At 66.8% G+C, this 15,693-nt stretch carries 14 protein-coding genes; 11 read left to right on the forward strand and 3 right to left on the reverse strand.

What is annotated here, in order from left to right:
* Window positions 1-71: 71 nt before the first annotated feature.
* From PVW46_RS02510 to PVW46_RS02540, 7 genes are read left to right on the forward strand one after another with little or no spacing between them, the layout of a single operon-like run.
* Window positions 72-1,331, forward strand: a complete 1,260-nt coding sequence (locus tag PVW46_RS02510) for a hydroxymethylglutaryl-CoA reductase (RefSeq protein WP_069211436.1) — start codon at window positions 72-74, stop codon at window positions 1,329-1,331.
* Window positions 1,328-2,233, forward strand: a complete 906-nt coding sequence (locus PVW46_RS02515; RefSeq protein ID WP_069211435.1) for a UbiA family prenyltransferase — start codon at window positions 1,328-1,330, stop codon at window positions 2,231-2,233. The genes PVW46_RS02510 and PVW46_RS02515 overlap by 4 nt, the downstream gene beginning before the upstream one ends.
* A complete protein-coding gene (locus PVW46_RS02520; protein ID WP_069211434.1) occupies window positions 2,230-4,674 on the forward strand; it encodes a PEP/pyruvate-binding domain-containing protein in 2,445 nt (814 codons plus the stop codon). Before PVW46_RS02515 ends, PVW46_RS02520 begins: the two co-directional genes overlap by 4 nt.
* Window positions 4,667-5,758, forward strand: coding sequence for a DUF3419 family protein (locus tag PVW46_RS02525; RefSeq protein WP_069211433.1), 1,092 nt, complete (start codon window positions 4,667-4,669; stop codon window positions 5,756-5,758). The genes PVW46_RS02520 and PVW46_RS02525 overlap by 8 nt, the downstream gene beginning before the upstream one ends.
* Window positions 5,755-7,083: a hypothetical protein gene (locus tag PVW46_RS02530; RefSeq protein WP_069211432.1), complete on the forward strand. Its 1,329-nt coding sequence runs from the start codon at window positions 5,755-5,757 to the stop codon at window positions 7,081-7,083. Before PVW46_RS02525 ends, PVW46_RS02530 begins: the two co-directional genes overlap by 4 nt.
* Window positions 7,080-7,928, forward strand: coding sequence for a hypothetical protein (locus tag PVW46_RS02535; protein WP_069211431.1), 849 nt, complete (start codon window positions 7,080-7,082; stop codon window positions 7,926-7,928). The genes PVW46_RS02530 and PVW46_RS02535 overlap by 4 nt, the downstream gene beginning before the upstream one ends.
* Window positions 7,921-9,339 carry an AMP-binding protein gene (locus PVW46_RS02540; protein WP_069211430.1) on the forward strand — a complete coding sequence of 473 codons (1,419 nt, stop codon included), beginning with the start codon at window positions 7,921-7,923 and terminating at the stop codon, window positions 9,337-9,339. Before PVW46_RS02535 ends, PVW46_RS02540 begins: the two co-directional genes overlap by 8 nt.
* Here the strand turns inward: PVW46_RS02540 and PVW46_RS02545 are convergent.
* The 3 genes from PVW46_RS02545 to PVW46_RS02555 are packed head-to-tail and all read right to left on the reverse strand — an operon-like array spanning window position 9,336 to window position 11,585.
* Window positions 9,336-10,202, reverse strand: a complete 867-nt coding sequence (locus tag PVW46_RS02545) for a polysaccharide deacetylase family protein (RefSeq protein ID WP_069211429.1) — start codon at window positions 10,200-10,202, stop codon at window positions 9,336-9,338. The genes PVW46_RS02540 and PVW46_RS02545 overlap by 4 nt on opposite strands.
* A gap of 46 nt (window positions 10,203-10,248) precedes the next feature.
* Window positions 10,249-10,890 (reverse strand): phosphoribosyltransferase family protein, encoded by a 642-nt coding sequence (locus PVW46_RS02550; RefSeq protein ID WP_069211428.1) that lies wholly within the window; start codon window positions 10,888-10,890, stop codon window positions 10,249-10,251.
* A complete protein-coding gene (locus PVW46_RS02555; protein WP_274574458.1) occupies window positions 10,887-11,585 on the reverse strand; it encodes a BtpA/SgcQ family protein in 699 nt (232 codons plus the stop codon). Before PVW46_RS02555 ends, PVW46_RS02550 begins: the two co-directional genes overlap by 4 nt.
* Before the next feature lie 145 nt (window positions 11,586-11,730).
* On the opposite strand from PVW46_RS02555, the gene PVW46_RS02560 reads away from it, so the two are divergent.
* From PVW46_RS02560 to PVW46_RS02575, 4 genes are all read left to right on the forward strand, one after another.
* Entirely contained in the window at window positions 11,731-12,609 is an 879-nt protein-coding gene (locus tag PVW46_RS02560; RefSeq protein ID WP_069211426.1) for a LysR family transcriptional regulator, read from the forward strand.
* A 136-nt stretch (window positions 12,610-12,745) separates the two neighbouring features.
* Window positions 12,746-13,873 (forward strand): polyamine ABC transporter substrate-binding protein, encoded by a 1,128-nt coding sequence (locus PVW46_RS02565; RefSeq protein WP_069211425.1) that lies wholly within the window; start codon window positions 12,746-12,748, stop codon window positions 13,871-13,873.
* 58 nt (window positions 13,874-13,931) lie between these two features.
* Complete coding sequence (locus PVW46_RS02570) at window positions 13,932-14,774, forward strand: ABC transporter permease (RefSeq protein ID WP_069211424.1); 843 nt, start codon at window positions 13,932-13,934, stop codon at window positions 14,772-14,774.
* Window positions 14,771-15,553: an ABC transporter permease gene (locus PVW46_RS02575; protein WP_139132433.1), complete on the forward strand. Its 783-nt coding sequence runs from the start codon at window positions 14,771-14,773 to the stop codon at window positions 15,551-15,553. The genes PVW46_RS02570 and PVW46_RS02575 overlap by 4 nt, the downstream gene beginning before the upstream one ends.
* Window positions 15,554-15,693 lie beyond the last annotated feature (140 nt).

Raw genomic sequence — 15,693 nt, forward strand, 5'->3', positions numbered from 1 at the left:
TCAGTCCCGTATTCCCCCCGTGATGCCCGGTCTCCGGGGTTGCGACCGGCCCATCTTGCGAAAGTCCTTGCATGATCGTCCCTTTTCACGTCTCCGAAATGCTGCGCCGGGTGCGGCAGCGGATCGCCGGGACGGGCGCGCTGCCCGACATGGCCCCCCGGCCGGAGGGCAGCCGCTCTTTGCGCATGTCGCCACGCGTGACCGCCGATACGGTGGCGCGCCTGCACCGCGACCTGGGCCTCGATGCCGAAAGCGCCGACCGTCTCTTTGACTCGCGGGCGCAGGCGGACCTGCCGCACTACGCCGCCAATATCGAGAACATGATCGGGACCGTGTCGCTGCCGGTGGGGGTAATCGGGCCGCTGCGTATCAACGGGGTCAACGCCGTGGGTGACTATCCCGTGCCGATGGCCACGTCGGAGGCCGCCTTGGTCGCCTCTTACGGGCGGGGGGCGCGGGCCGCGAACAAGGCCGGCGGGATCGGCACGGCGGTGCTGTACGAGGGCGTGTTGCGCAGCCCGGCCTTCGTGTTCGAAACGCTCCTGCAGGCGGGGCAGTTCGTCGATTGGGTTGTGACGGAGGCGGACCTGCTCAAGGCCAGGGCCGAGGACACGACCCGGCACGGCAAGCTTGTCTCGCTGGAACCGGTGATCGACAACAACGTGGTCTTCCTGCTGTGCCGCTACACGACCGGCGATGCCGCCGGACAGAACATGGTGACGATCGCCACAGAGGCGCTCTGTCGCCATGTGGCCGCACATTGCCCGATCCAACCGCGCAACTGGTATGTCGAGGGCAATTTCTCGGGTGACAAGAAGGCCTCGAGCCTGGGCATGATAACCGGGCGCGGGCGCAAGGTCAGTGCCTCTGTCGTCCTGCCGGAGGCGGTAGTCGAAACCACGCTGGGCACGACGATGGAGGCCATGCTGGACTATGGCAGGGTGGCGAACCTGGGCGCGCTTCTCTCGGGGCAGTTCGGGGCGCAGGCGCATTTCGCCAATGGCCTGGCCGCCGTCTATATCGCCACCGGGCAGGATGCCGCCTGTGTCGCCGAAAGCGCGGTCGGCTATACCCGGATGGAACGCCGCGACACGGGACTGTTCTGTTCGGTCACCATGCCGTCGATCCTTGTGGGAACCGTGGGCGGTGGCACGGGACTGCCGGCGCAGGCCGCCTGCCTGGACCTCATGGGGCTGCGCGGCGCGGGCCACGGCGAGGCTCTGGCCGAGGTGGTCGCCGCGACCTGTCTTTGCGGCGAGATTTCCATCGTCGCGGCAATGGCCTCGGGCACCTTCGCCTCGGCGCATGAAAAACTGGCGCGCCTCAGATGACCCCGGTCCAGCGTTTCCTGATCTACCAGAAAGAGCGGTTTCCGCTGGCCAAGACCGCGCCGCTGCTGGCGGTGTTCTCCGCCGCCAGCATCACGGTTTCGGCGCTGCTGGCCGGGCGTCCCCTGCCGGGGCTGGGCAGCTACGGTGCCGGGTTCCTGCTGGCCATGATCCTGTTTTTCCAGATGCGCGCGGCGGATGAATGGAAGGACCGAGAGATTGACCGGCTGTACCGGCCCGAGCGTCCCATTCCGCGTGGGCTGGTGCAGTTGAGGGCCGTGCTCTGGCTGGCGGTGGGGGTGATCCCCTTGGGATTGATCGCGGCGGCGGGGGCCGGTGTGGTCTGGCTGCTGCTGCTCTGCTGGCTCTGGCTGGCCCTGATGACCGTGGAATTCGGCGCGCCGGAGTGGCTGCGGGCACATATGCTGGTCTACCTCGTCAGCCACATGGCGATCATGCCGATCATGGATCTGATGCTGACCGGGATCGAATGGCGCGGGAAGGGCGGCCCGGCGCCGGGGCTCTGGCTGTTCCTTGCGCTGTCCTTCGTCAACGGCTGCGTGCTGGAGATCGGGCGCAAGACATGGGCCCCCGAGGCCGAGCGCGAGGGCGTCGAGAGCTATTCGTCGCTCTGGGGACCGGAGCGCAGCGCGCGCATCTGGCTGGCACTGGTGGCTTTGGCGGCTTCGCTGCTGGTCGGGCTGGGCGCCGTTCTTGGGCTGTTCTGGCCTTTCGTCGTTCTGGCGGGGCTGGGGCTGGCAGGGGCCGCCCTTGTCAGTTTCGCCTTCACGCGTCACCCATCCCGCACCACGCAGGCGCGGCTGGACGCGGCGGCGGGCCTCTGGGTGCTGGTCTGCTACGCAGGTGCTGCGGGGCTGCCGCTGGTGCTGGGGGGCGGCACATGAAGGGGATGATCCCGGCGGACAGGGCGCAGGACCCGCAAGAGGTGGGCGGCAAGGCCGCAGCCCTGTCCCGGCTGAAAGCGGCGGGTTTTGACGTCCCCGGGTTCCTTGTCCTGGCGGACGAGGCTTTCGCCGAACACGGCAGTGACCTGATCGAGACCGTCACTGGCGCCTTGCCGGACGCGCTGGCCGCGCTTGGGCCGGGGCCCTATGCGGTGCGGTCTTCGGCGCGTGCAGAGGACGGGGCCGAAGCCAGCCATGCGGGCCAGTTCGACACCGTCCTGAATGTCTCCGCCGACGGGATAGCCGCGGCGGCGGCGCAGGTGCGCGCCTCGGGCAAGGCGGAACATGTCGCGCGCTACCGGGCCGACCGGGGCGTGGCCGACAGCGGCCTTCCGGCGGTGCTGGTGCAATGCATGATCGCCGCGCGGACGGCCGGGGTCGGCTTTTCCGCCGATCCGGTCAGCGGACGCCGGGATATCTGCGTTGTGTCCGCCGTGCAGGGATTGGCCGATGCGCTGGTCGGTGGCGAAGTGGATGGCGAAAGCTGGACTATTTCGCGCGATGGCGTCGTCGACGCGCCTGATCCGCCCGAGGTCCTGACACCGCAAGAGGCCACCGAGGTCGCCGATCTTGCCCGCCGGGCCGAGGTGGCGTTCGGCGCCCCGCAGGATATCGAATGGGCCTACGAGGGCACCCGGCTGCACCTGCTGCAATCCCGCCCGATCACCACCGATCTGCGCCCCGCGCCCAGGCCGGATACGGCGCTGGTGGTGCTGGACAATTCCAACATCGTCGAGAGCTATCCCGGCCTCGTCAGCCCGTTGACCTACAGCTTTGCCGCCTATTGCTACAACCGCGTCTACCGCGCCTTTGTCCGTCTGCTGGGCCTGCGCGAGGCGCAGATCGCCGAGAATGCCGCCGTCTTCGACAATCTTCTGACCCGCGTCGACGGGAGGGTCTATTATAACCTGGGCAACTGGTATCGTGCGCTGGCGCTCTTGCCGGCCTTCTCGCTCAACCGGGGCTACATGGAAACCATGATGGGCGTCGAGGAACCGCTGCCGTCCGAGCTGACCGACCGGCTGGCACCGGACCCGGCGCGCGGTTGGCAGAAGGTCCTTGCGCTGTTGGGGCTGGGGCGCGTGGCGGGTGGCCTTGTCTTCGAGGCCATGCGGCTGGGCCGGACCCGGCGGCATTTCCTGGCGCGGCTGCAATCCGCGCTGGACGAGGGGGCGGACACCTCTGGCGCCAACCTGACCCAGCTGGCCGCCATGTACCGCCGGATCGAGGCTCGGTTGCTGGACCGCTGGGACGCGCCGCTGGTCAACGATTTCCTTTGCATGATGGGGTTCGGCGCCTCGCGCGCGCTGTTGAAACGATGGGCCGGAGAGGCGGGCGAGGGGTTTCACAACGATGTCATGATCGGGCAGGGCGGGATCGTCTCTGCCGAACCGGCCCGGCGTATCGCCGCGATGGGCCGCATGGCGCGGGAAATGCCCGGTGCTCTGGACGCACTGGGGCAGGGGCGGGACGCGCTATCCGCGTTCCCCGATCTCAACTCTGCCGTTACCGCCTACCTTGCCGACTTCGGTGACCGCTGCACCGAGGAGCTGAAACTCGAAAGCCTGCCGCTGTCGGTGGATCCGGCACCGCTGCTGGCTGCCATTGCCAGCGCCGCCCGCCGGTCCGATGTACCGCAGGCCCGCCGCAATACCTCCGACTGGAACGGGCTTTTCCCGCGCCAGCCGCTGCGCCGTGCCCTGGCGCGCGCCCTGACCGGCTGGGCCGCCGCCCGGGTACGCGACCGCGAGAACCTGCGGTTCGAACGCACGCGCATCTTTGCCCTGGCGCGGCGCTGTTTCCTGGCGATGGGGCGCGAGTTTCACGCTCGGGGCTTGCTGGATGGACCGCGTGACGTGCTGTTCCTGACCGTCCCCGAGGTCATGGGCGCCATCGAGGGCAACGCGCCGGGCGACGACCTGCGCGCCCTGGCCGCCATGCGCAAGGCCGAGGCAGAGGCCAGCGCCAGTCGCCCCGCACCGCCGGAACGGATCGGACTGCGCGGACCCGTGGGGGCCTATCGCCCGGCAGAGGCGACACCGGTCAAGGTCGAAGGCGGCGATGACCGGACTGGCACCGGCTGTTCCAAAGGCAAGATCACCGGGCGCGCCCGCGTCGTTCGCGATCCGAGGACCGAGATGCTGGAACCGGGAGAGATTCTCGTGGCGGCGAACACGGATCCCGGCTGGATCGCTCTGTTCGCCGGGGCCGCGGCAATCGTCGTCGAGCGCGGCTCGCTCCTGTCGCATTCGGCCATCGTTTCACGCGAGATGGGGATTCCCTGCGTCGTCGGCATCCGCGACGCGACCTGCTGGTTGCAGACCGGCGACCTGATCGAGGTGGACGGCGGCAGCGGAGAGGTTAGGAAACGCGATGGATGATCGTGGCATCGACCACCGCGCCTCGTTCGAACGTATCCGCTATGCCCAGGCCTGGGAGGATGCCGATGTCCTGACGCAGGCGATGGGGGACGTGTCGGGGGGCGATCTGGTGGCGGTTTGTGCCTCGGGGGACAATGCCTTGGCGCTGCTGCTGACCGATCCGGCACGGGTCTTTGCCGTCGACATTTCGCCCGCCCAGATCGAATGCCTGAACCTGCGGCTGGGTGCCTACAAGGCCCTGACCCATTCCGAGTTCCTGGAACTGATGGGCGCGCGCCAAAGCACCCGGCGGGCCATGTTGCTGGCCCGGGCGCTGTCGGACGCACCGGGGCAAACCCGCGCCTTCTGGACCGCGCTGACGCCGCAGGTCGAGGCCTTTGGCGCGGGCGGTCTGGGCAAGTTCGAGGGCTATTTCCGCATGTTCTCGCGCTACCTGCTGCCCTTGGTGCACAGCCGCAAGACCATCGACGCGATCTTCGAGCCACGCGAGAGGGCCGCGCGCGAGGTGTTTTTCGACAATCGGTTCAACACTTGGCGCTGGCGCCTCTTGGTGCGGTTGTTCTTTTCTCGCGCCGCGATGGGGATGCTGGGTCGTGATCCGGCGTTTTTCGAACATGTGCAGGGCAGCGTGGCCGACCACGTCTTTTCCCGCCTGCGTCACGCGGGCGTGGACACCGACCCGGCGCAGAACCCCTACCTGCACTGGATCATGAAACGCTGTCACGGCACCGCGTTGCCACTGCCCTGGCGGGCAGAGGCCTATGGGGTCATCCGGTCGCGACTGGACCGAATCCAGCCGGTGCAGGGCACGGCAGAGGCGCTGACCCTGGGCGGCGTGGCAGGGTTCTACCTGTCCGATATCTTTGAATACATGTCGCCCGAGCTGGCCGACCAGGTCTATGGCACCTTTCTGGACATGGCGCGGCCCGGGGCACGCCTGGTCTACTGGAACATGATGGCGCCGCGCCGCGTGCCGCCCGCCCTGGCCCACCGTGTCACAACGTTGGGCGACCTCGAAACCCGGCTGAAGGCGCAGGACATGGCCTTTTTCTATTCCGATTTCGTGGTCGAAGAAGTCGGATGAGCATTCTCTGGCAATCGGCACTGGCGCTGGGGCTGATCCTGGGCCTTCTGGGCATCATGACAGTCCTGTCGCGCGTGGCGCGCAGGGGCGACTGGCACCCGGAGCTGGCGCGCAAGATCGTGCATGTCCTTGCCTCGGGGCTGGCCATTCCATTGCCCTGGCTGTTCGTGGATGACTGGCCGGTTTGGCTGGTGCTGGGCTTGGCCCTGTCGGCGATGGTGGCCATGCGGACCCCGCTGTTGGCAGGGCCGGGACGGGCGCTGCACTCGGTCGAGCGCAAGTCCTGGGGAGACGTTTTTCTGGTGGTCTCGGTGGGGCTGTTGTTCCTGCTGCAGGGGGCGCATCCGGTGCTCTACATCCTGCCGCTTTCCGTGGTCGCGCTTGGCGATGCCGCCGCCGCGCTGGCCGGAAGTGCCTATGGCCGCAATTTCTACCTGACGCCCGATGGCCGCAAGAGCATCGAGGGCAGCACCATGTTCCTGCTGGTGACGCTGATCCTGGCCATGATCTGCCTGTTGCTGCTGACCGACATGGGGCGCGGAGAGCTGATCCTTGCCGCCTTCTGTATCGCGCTTTTCGCCACGGTGATCGAGGCCGACAGCTGGGCCGGGCTGGACAACCTTTTCCTGCCGATGGGCGTCTACCTGTTCCTGGTCAACTTCTACGGCTGGCCGGATACGGGCGGGCTGATGCGGCTGGTGGCGGTGGCCTTGGCCATGCCGCTGGCCTACGGGTTGAGCCGGGCCGCCGGAACCACCGGACAGATCGCCCGCATCCATGCGGTGGCGCTGTTCATGATCCTCTGTGCGGTCCACGTCTGGAACGCGGTCCTGCCGGGGTTGGTCCTGCTGGGGCACGCGCTGCTTTCGGCCCGGCAAGGAGAGGAGGGGACCGACCGGGGGGCGCTGAACGTGGTGACGGGACTTGCGGCGGTCAGCTTTGCCTTCCTTGCCATCGACGTGCCCTGCGGGGCCAGTGGCATCGGGTTTTACGGTATCGGTTGCGCCGCGATTGCCGCGGGGCTGGTGTCCCACGGCCTGCCGGACATGGCGCGGGGGCTGCGCCTGGGCGCCGGCCTTGCGGCCTGCGGCACGCTTTGGCTGCTGTGGTTCCTGCTGAGCGACCTTAATGTTGGCAGCATGGCCTGGCACGCGGGGCAAGAGGTGCAGGCGGCGGTGCTGATCCTGCTGGCCGGGCTTTTGCCGCAGGTCTGGCCCGCTTTGTTCCAACGCGGCGCCGAGATCCGGATCACCGTGCTTGGGGCGTTGCCCGCGCTGTGTCTATATGGCGGCAACTGCCTGCTGAACGGGGGAGCGGGGACATGACGAAACAGTTGCGAGAGGCCGTGGGCGCGCGGGCCAACCTCTATTCCAACGGGCCGGAATGGGATGGCGCAGCATCCGCCACAATCGGCGAATTCAAGTGCGACAGTCCCGAAGAGGGCGCCGCGCTGTTGCGGTCGATCTGCGACGAGGTCAGGGCGCAGGGCATAGCTCGCGTCTTGGGGCCGATGAGCGGCGACACCTGGCACAGCTACCGCCTGGTGACCGAAAGCGACGGCACGCCGCCTTTACTGATGGAACCGCAGAGCGGCCCGCATGACCTTGCCGCATTCGAGACTGCCGGGTTCAGCCCGGTCTTTCGCTATGTCTCGGCCCGCGTGACGCCAGAGGCGGGCATCGGCCCGGACCCCGAACCGATGCCCGGCATCGAGATCACCAACTGGGATGGCAGCGCGCCAGAGGCGCATTTCGCCGAGGTCCACGCCCTGTCGACCCGCGCCTTTGCGGGCAATGCCTTTTATCAACCCATCGGGCTGGACGCCTTCCTGGCGCTCTACATGCCTTTCGTGCCCCTGCTGAAGCCGGACCTGATCTTTACCGCCCGTGACGCGGCGACCGGTGCGCTGCAGGGCTATCTCTTCGGCATTCCGAACTACGGGCACGGGGCCAATCCCGACACTGTGATCCTGAAAACCTATGCCAGCCTGCGACACGGGCTTGGCCACCACTTGGCCCAGGCCTTTCACGTCCGGGCGCGCGACCTGGGCTATGCAAAGGTGATCCATGCGTTGATCCACGAGGATAACGCCTCGGCCGATCGCAGCCGCCGTCATGGCGGAGAGGTCTTTCGCCGCTACGCGCTGATGGGCCGTGTGCTGGATGACTGACCTCGCGCGGCGCTTTTCCCGGGTCGCGGCGGAACAGGGCGCCCGCACCGCCCTGACCACTCCGGCAGAGCGCGTCAGCTTTGCCGAACTGGAACGCCGCGCCAGCGGTTTCGCCGCCACCTGTGCCAAGCGCGGGTTGGGCAAGGGCGACCGGGTGCTGATCGCCATGCCCGTCGGGGTCGATCTGTATGTTGCTTTGGCTGCCTGCTGGCGTCTGGGGGCGGTGGCGGTCTTTCCGGAGCCGGCGATGGGGCTGCGGGGGCTGCGCCACGCGGTGGCGGTCACCGCGCCGAAATTCCTTCTGGCCAGCGGTCTCTATCGGCTGATCCGCTTGCTGCCCCCGCTTTGGTGCTGTCCCCGACTGGCGCCGGCGGATTCGGACCGCGGGCAGGTGCCGGCGATGGACCTGACCCCGGACGATCCTGCCCTGATCTCTTTCACCTCCGGGTCCACCGGCGCACCCAAGGCGATCCCGCGCAGCCACGGCTTTCTGACCGCGCAATTCCAGGCGGTGCGGCAGGTGCTGGCCACTGAACGCGAGGAAACCGATCTTGTGGCCTTTCCGGTATTTGCCCTCGTCAACCTGGCCGAGGGGCGCCCAACCGTGCTGCCCGATTGGAAACTGACCCGCCCCGAAGATGTCAGCCCCAAGGCGCTGTCGGCCTGGATCCGGCAGACGGGCGCGACCCGGGCATTGTTGCCGCCCGCGCTGTGCGAGACATTGGCGGCCGCAGAGATCCCGAAGGCGCTGCACAGCGTCTTTACCGGCGGGGGGCCGGTCAAACCCGCGCTCGTGGATCGCTTGCGGAACGCCGGTCCGGGGCTGCGGGTGGTTTCCGTCTATGGGTCGACCGAGGCAGAGCCGATTGCCGAACTGGACTGGGCCGATGTCGGCGCAGAGGACCGCGCCGCGATGGCCGAGGGCGCCGGGCTATTGACCGGGGCGCCTGTTCCGGGGACGCAGGTGCGCATCGTGGCGGATGAGATCCAGGTGGCCGGCGCGCATGTCAACGCGCACTACCTGGACCCGCAACAGGAAACCGGCACCAAGATCCGCGCAGGCGCGACGGTCTGGCACCGGACCGGAGATGCCGGGCGGCTGGACGGGCAGGGGCGGCTCTGGCTCTTGGGGCGGAGCGATGGGGTTGCGACGGGGCGCGACGGGCCGCTCTATCCCTTTGCGGTTGAACTGGCAGCCGAAAGCTGGCCGGGTGTCTTCCGGGCCGCGCTGCTATCCGGCGATGGCGGGCCGCTGTTGGTCTACGAGGGCACGGCGGACCCGGTGGACTGTGCCGGCAGGGCCCGCGCGCTGGGGCTGGCCGATGCGCGCCGGGTCGCGGCCATACCGCTGGACCGGCGGCACCGGTCCAAGGTCGACTACACAGAATTGCGCAGGCTGGTGGCAGACTAGACTGCTTCCGGTCCGGGCACCTCGTCCACCCGCAGGTCATCACGATGTTGGGCGGCGTGACGTGCGATCTCTTCCAGCGGGGCGAACCAGGCTTCACCCCGTGTCAGCGCCTCTTCCAGCCAGCGTTCCAGAACCTGCCAGCGCGCCAGGCGCCCGGTCAGGAACGGGTGCAGCACCGGCATCCAGAACCCGCCAACCTCGCGCGCGGCCTCGTATTCCTCGACAAAGGCGCGGATGCCGTCCGAGGGCGCACGCACCGGCATCAGGTATCCGATTTCCTCGAAATGGGCGAAGGGGGGCCAGTCATCGTTGCCCCAGTGCGGGGGCAGTTCGATCAACTCACCTGCGGGCGCCCGCAGCAGGTAGGGCATCTCGTCCGCCATGAGCGAACTGTCATAGAGGAAACCCTCGGTGATCAGCCGCTCGATCACGCCGGGCGTCGCGTTGTAGACCGGCGCGCGATAGCCGCGCGGTTTCATGCCCGTGAGACGCTGGTGGACCTCCATCGCGCGCCCGAACAGCTCGGCCTCGCGCGCATCGGAATGCCCCATCGGGTCTTCGTGACGCCAGGAGTGGTGCCCGATTTCATGCCCGTCCTTCAGGATCATCTCGACCGTCGCGGGGTAGGTTTCCATCACCCAGGCCGGGATGAAGAAGGTCTGCCGCAGACCCAGCCGCCGGTAGCTGTCCAGGATGCGCGGCACGGCGACGGTCGGTCCGTAGCGGCCCATGCTGACCGGCGCCAACCGCAGGTGCCCGTCGTCGGGACGGGCGTTGCGGATCAGGCTGTCGGCGTCGATGTCGAATGTGATGGCGGCGGCAAGGCGTTTGCCGTCGGGCCAGGGCAGGGGATGCAACAACATGTCGGGTCCTTTTTGCCTGCAGCCTGCGACCGGCCCGCGCGGCGGATCAAGGGGCGGGGCTGCGCCCGGCGGTGGGAAAGGTGCGCGGCGGGGCATAGCGGGCGAAACTGCCCAGCGATTGCGCATTGCAGTCCGCCTGCCAGGGGGTGCCGGGCAGCACCGCGCTTGTCACGCTGTAGGTCTCGCGGTAGCGGGCGGTCCTGTCGTTTTCTTCGACGGCGATGGCCACGAGGCCGGCGACCGTGCCCTGTTGCCGTTCGACCAGGCGGATCGCGCCATCCATCGTGCCGCCGGTCTCGATCCACTGATCGACCAGCAGGACGCGCGTTCCGGGGGCGAAGGCGGGGGTGCGCATCTCCATGTCCTGGGTGCGGCCCGAGTAATTGCCGTAGCTGACGCTGTCGGTCTCGACGCAGAGCTTTCCCGCCTTGCGGATGGGCAGGAACCCGCGCCCCAGCCGCGTCGCCAGCGCCGCGCCCAGAACAAAGCCCATCGCGTCCAGCCCCGCCACCACGTCGATCTGCCCCGGGTTCAGCTCGGCGCAGAGATCGTCCAACAGGTCCCCGAAAGCCGTGGAGTTGATGTAGATCGAGGTCGGGTCCAGCCAGGCGAATTGTGGCCCCTTGGTGTTGGGGGACATCAGCGAAAGATACCACCGGTCGTCGCGGGGGCCTTTGGAATGGGTCATGAGCTTGCTCCGTGGGTTCGGATGACAGAGAGCAGCGCCGCAAGGCGCGCCGGGTCGATGTTGTAGAAATCTCCCGGCAGGTTGATGCCGGTGGCGACAAGGAAGCAGTTGACCGCATCGCAATAGCGGGCGGCGTTATCCGGCGTGATGCCCGAGGCCAGCGCCATCGGTGCCGTGCCCAGCGCGCTGCGGAAGGTCTCGATCTTGGACAGGTCGGCCTCTTGTCCGGTGGCAATGCCTGAGGTCGTCACCACGTCCATGTAACGGGCCGCGATCCGCGCGGCGGTGGCATACATTTCTGGCGGCACGGGGCGTTGCTTCTTGAAGGCGACACCGCCGAAATACAGTCCCTGCCAGCCGCTGTCGGCGCGGATGCGGGCGATGCGCGCGGCCTCTGCCTGAACCTGTTCGGCTTCGTCGATCCGCGCATCGTCGGCCCAATAGGCCTGAAAGGAGAATCCCTCGCGTGCGAGCCCTGCCAGCACCGGAAAGGCAATGTCGCCGGGCTGGTCCAGAAAGTTGACGCCCAGCCAGGCCCCAGGTCGTGCGGCCCTGACCTGGCGGAGGATCGGCAGGAAGGGCGCCATCGGGAAATCGTGGTTGATGAGAAAGACACCGGGGCAGCCCACCTCCAACGCGATGTCGATGTTGGCCAGCGTCTGGTCCCGGTCCAGGACGTGGATGACGGGGGTCACGATGGGCCCCTGTCCGCTTGGCAACTGTCTAAAATCTGGGCAGGTCATCGGATCATCTCCCGTATTTCAGACAGAAGCTATGAATCCCTTGGGCATATGAAAAATTTATAATTCTGATAACTGCATAAGGCGCGACTATGCTTGCATGGCCACCAATATCCCGACCGACCTTCTTCGCAGCTTCGTCACCGTCGTCGACCTGGGTGGTTTTACCCGCGCGGCGCAGGCGCTGGGGCGGACCCAGCCCGCCATCAGCCTGCAGATCCGGCGGTTGGAGGACCTGTTGCAGACCAAGCTGATCCGCACCGCGGGACGGCAGTTTGCGCTGACGGATGCGGGGGTGGCGCTTGGGCCCTATGCACGCCAGATGTTGCGGCTGAACGACGATATCGTGGCGCATTTCGGCGATCGGGCGTTGTCCGGGCGCATCCGTGTCGGCGTGCCGACGGATTTCGCCCATAGCTTCCTGCTCGAGGCGATCGCGGACTTCGCGGTGGCCCATCCCGAGGTCAGCATCGAGATTGAAAGCCTTCTGTCCAGCGGCCTGCGCACGGCGCTTGCCGCCGACACGCTGGATATCTGCGTGGCCGTGGTGCCTGAGGGTGATGTGCCCTACCTTGTCGAAAGCGCGCTGGTCGAACCCTTTTGGGCGGTCAAGGACAGTTTCCACCTGGACCCCAGGGCACCCTTGCCGATCCTCTGCCACCCGGAGCCTTGCGAATACGCCAGCCGGATGCGCAACGCCCTGCGGCTGTCCGGGCGCAGTTGGCGGACCGTGCTGCTGTCACGGGACGTGGCCGGATTGCAGACGGCGGTGCGCGCCGGGCTGGGGGCCACGGCCTTGACCCCGGCGACATTGATGCCCGGTATGCGGGTGGGCCGCCCGGACGAGGGCTTTCCCCAGTTGGCGCCCCTGCGCATTGGCCTGTTCTACAAGCACGCCGCGCTGAGCGGGGCCGGGCACGGGCTGGCGCAGCACCTGCTGGAGCATATCCAGAGGTCGCGATCAGCGGTCAAAACATAAGAATCCTTAATGCAATCATACCAACTGGAAATTTCCCAGTTGGTCCAATCTGCTCATAGGCTGTGCAGCAGATCGCTTTGGCCGCAGTTCCGCGGATCGGGCGGCGGACAACAGAATAGACCGACACGGAGGTTCCATGACCAGATCGACCTTTACCCTTTCGCGGCGGCGCCTCCTGGCCGGGGCCGCGGGTGCCGCGCTGACGACGCCGATGATCAACCGCGCCTGGGCCGCGGACCCGGTGCAGATCAACATGTTGGCCTGGTACGGCCATGCCGAACCCGACATCGTGGCCGAGTTCGAGGCCGCCAACAACGTCAAGTTCGTGCCGAAATACTATGCCGGTGGTGACAATATGCTGGGCCTGATCGCCCAGTCGCCGCCGGGCACCTACGACCTGATCCTGTCGGATGCAGAGTTCGTGCAGCAGCTGAACATGGCCGGATACATCGAGGAGATGGACTCCAGCCTGTACCCCTTCGACGACTTCTGGCCCGAGTACCAGAATTTTCCCGGCCACTGGACCGACGACCAGCTCTGGTCGGTCATGGTGCGTTTCGGGCTCCTGGGTGTCTCCTACAACTCTGACGTGATGACCCGCGAAGAGGCAATGAGCTACAACGCCTTCTGGAACCCCAAGATCACCGGCAAGCTCGGCCATTTCGACTGGCACCTGCCGTCGCTTGGGCAGATCTCGCTGTTGATGGGCAACCGCGATCCGTCGCCCTTCGACATTTCCGAGGACGCCTGGGAGGCGGTCATGGACAAGACGCTGAGCCTGAAACCCCAGGTCGGCGGCTATTTCGATTACGGCGGCACCTTCGCCAGCCTCAAGAACGGCGAGATGCTGGCGATGGCGGGCATCGGCGACTGGATCACCGGCGTCCTGCAAAAGGACGGCGCCCCGGTGGCCAGCGTGATCCCAGAAGAGGGCGGCATCCAGTGGACCGAGAGCTATTCCATCGGCAAGGGCACGACCAAGCACGAGATCATCAACAAGTTCATCAACTACATGCTGAGCCCAGAGGGCCAGGTGAAGTCGATCAAGATGGCCGCCTATCCCGGCCTCTCGCCGCTGAAATCCGGCTGGAAGGCCATCCAAGAGGCCGACCCGGCCGAGGCGAAACGCTCGGGTCTGATCGAGGGTGACGACCAGTCGCCGATCAAGCTGCTCTCCGAGGGCCGTCTCTTCTTCCGCGACATCCCACGCCAGCAGGACCTCGAGGACTGGAACGACTTCTGGTCCGAGTACAAGACCGCCTGATCGCAGGCATCGCGCCCCGGCCTTGCGCCGGGGTCTCCTTTTACCCGGTTCCCCGATCATGTCCAAACGCTTCGATGCCTACCCCTATGTCTGGCGCCTGCCGCTGCTGATCTGGCAGGGGCTGTTCTTTCTCGGCCCGCTGATCCTGATGGTCGCCATGTCCTTCTGGCTGGTGCGCAACTACCGGATGGAGCCGGACTTCGTCCTGAAGAACTGGGACCGGATGCTGGGGCGCGACTATTTCTGGAACGCCTACTGGGTCACGCTCTGGCGCGCGACGCTGGCCGGTGTGCTGGCCAGCCTGATTGCCTTTCCGGCCTCCTACGCGCTGGCCTTTCGCGTGTCGGAAACCACCCGCCGCTGGGCGATCTTCTTCCTGATCGTGCCTTTTTTCACCTCCTATCTCGTGCGGGTCTACGCCTGGCAGGTGCTGCTGGCCGAAAGCGGACCGATCAACGCGGTGCTGGGCTTTGGCGGGCTGGGGCCCTTCACCATGCTCAACTCGGGCTTTGGCGCGATGGTGGGCTACATGACCCTCGTCCTGCCGCTGGTCGTCATCCTGCAGACCTTCAGCCTGGCCGCCATCGACCGCAACCTGATCGAGGCAGCATGGAACCTCGGCGCATCCCCGCGTGAGACGCTGTTCCAGGTGATCCTGCCTGCGGCGCGGATTGGTCTGATCCTGGGCGCCACATTTGCCTTCATCCTGTCCTTTGGCGATTTCGTCAGTCCCTTCTACCTCGGCGGATCGAAGCCTCCGACGCTTTCGATCCTCATCATCGACACCACCAAGTCCGGCCAGCAATGGCCGCGCGCCGCCGTCGTCGCCATCATGATGATCGCCACGCTTTTCGTCGCGGCCTTCGCTGCCGTCGGTGCGGCCTACGGGCGGAGGAAATGATGCGCCCTTCGGACATCGCCTTTCGCCTCTACCTCGTGGCACTTTTCACCTTCGTCTTTCTGCCGATCCTGACCAGCATGGTCTTTTCGCTGAACTCTGACCGGTTCCCGACCGTCCCGCTGGGGGAGTTCACGACCCATTGGTACAAGACCGCCTTTTCCCGCTCCGAGGTCTGGACCGCCTTCGGCAACTCGTTGATCGTGGCCGTCTGCGCGGCGGCCCTGTCGACCGCGTTGGGTTTCGTCACCGCCTATACCGATTTCCGCTACGGCTTCCGCTTCAAACCCGCCTACCTGGCTCTGGCGTTGCTGCCGCCGACCATCCCGCTGGTGATCATGGGGCTGGCAATGCTGGCATGGCTGGGACGGCTGGGGATTTCCGGGACGCTGTCCGGCATCGTCGTCGCCCATACGGTCATGGGCGCGCCCTTTGCGATGGCGATCTGCCGGCTCAGGCTCAGCCAGATGGACCCCGCGCTGGAGGCCGCCGCCTGGAACCTCGGTGCCTCGCAGTGGCGTGCCATGCGGGCCGTGGTGATCCCCTTCTGCCTGCCGGCGCTGGTCTCGGCCTATTGCCTCACGGCCGCCGTCAGCTTCGACGAGTTCATCGTCGCCTGGTTCGTCTCGGGCCTGAACAAGACGGTTCCGGTGATGATCCTCGAAATCCTGCAGGGCAACGTCGATCCCCAGATCAACGCCATCGGCTCGGTCGTCTTCCTGACCTCGATGGCGCTGGTGATCGTGGCCCAGCTCCTGATCCTGCGAAAGACCAATGCATGACTGACACGGATCCGCTTGTCCGATTTTCGGGCGTCCGCAAGACCTATGGCACCTTCGAGGCCGTCAAGCACCTCGACCTCGACATCGGGCGGGGCGAATTCGTCGCCATCATGGGGCCGTCGGGCTGCGGCAAGACGACG

Source organism: Mameliella sp. AT18, assembly GCF_028807275.1.
Taxonomy (GTDB): Bacteria; Pseudomonadota; Alphaproteobacteria; order Rhodobacterales; family Rhodobacteraceae; genus Antarctobacter; species Antarctobacter albus.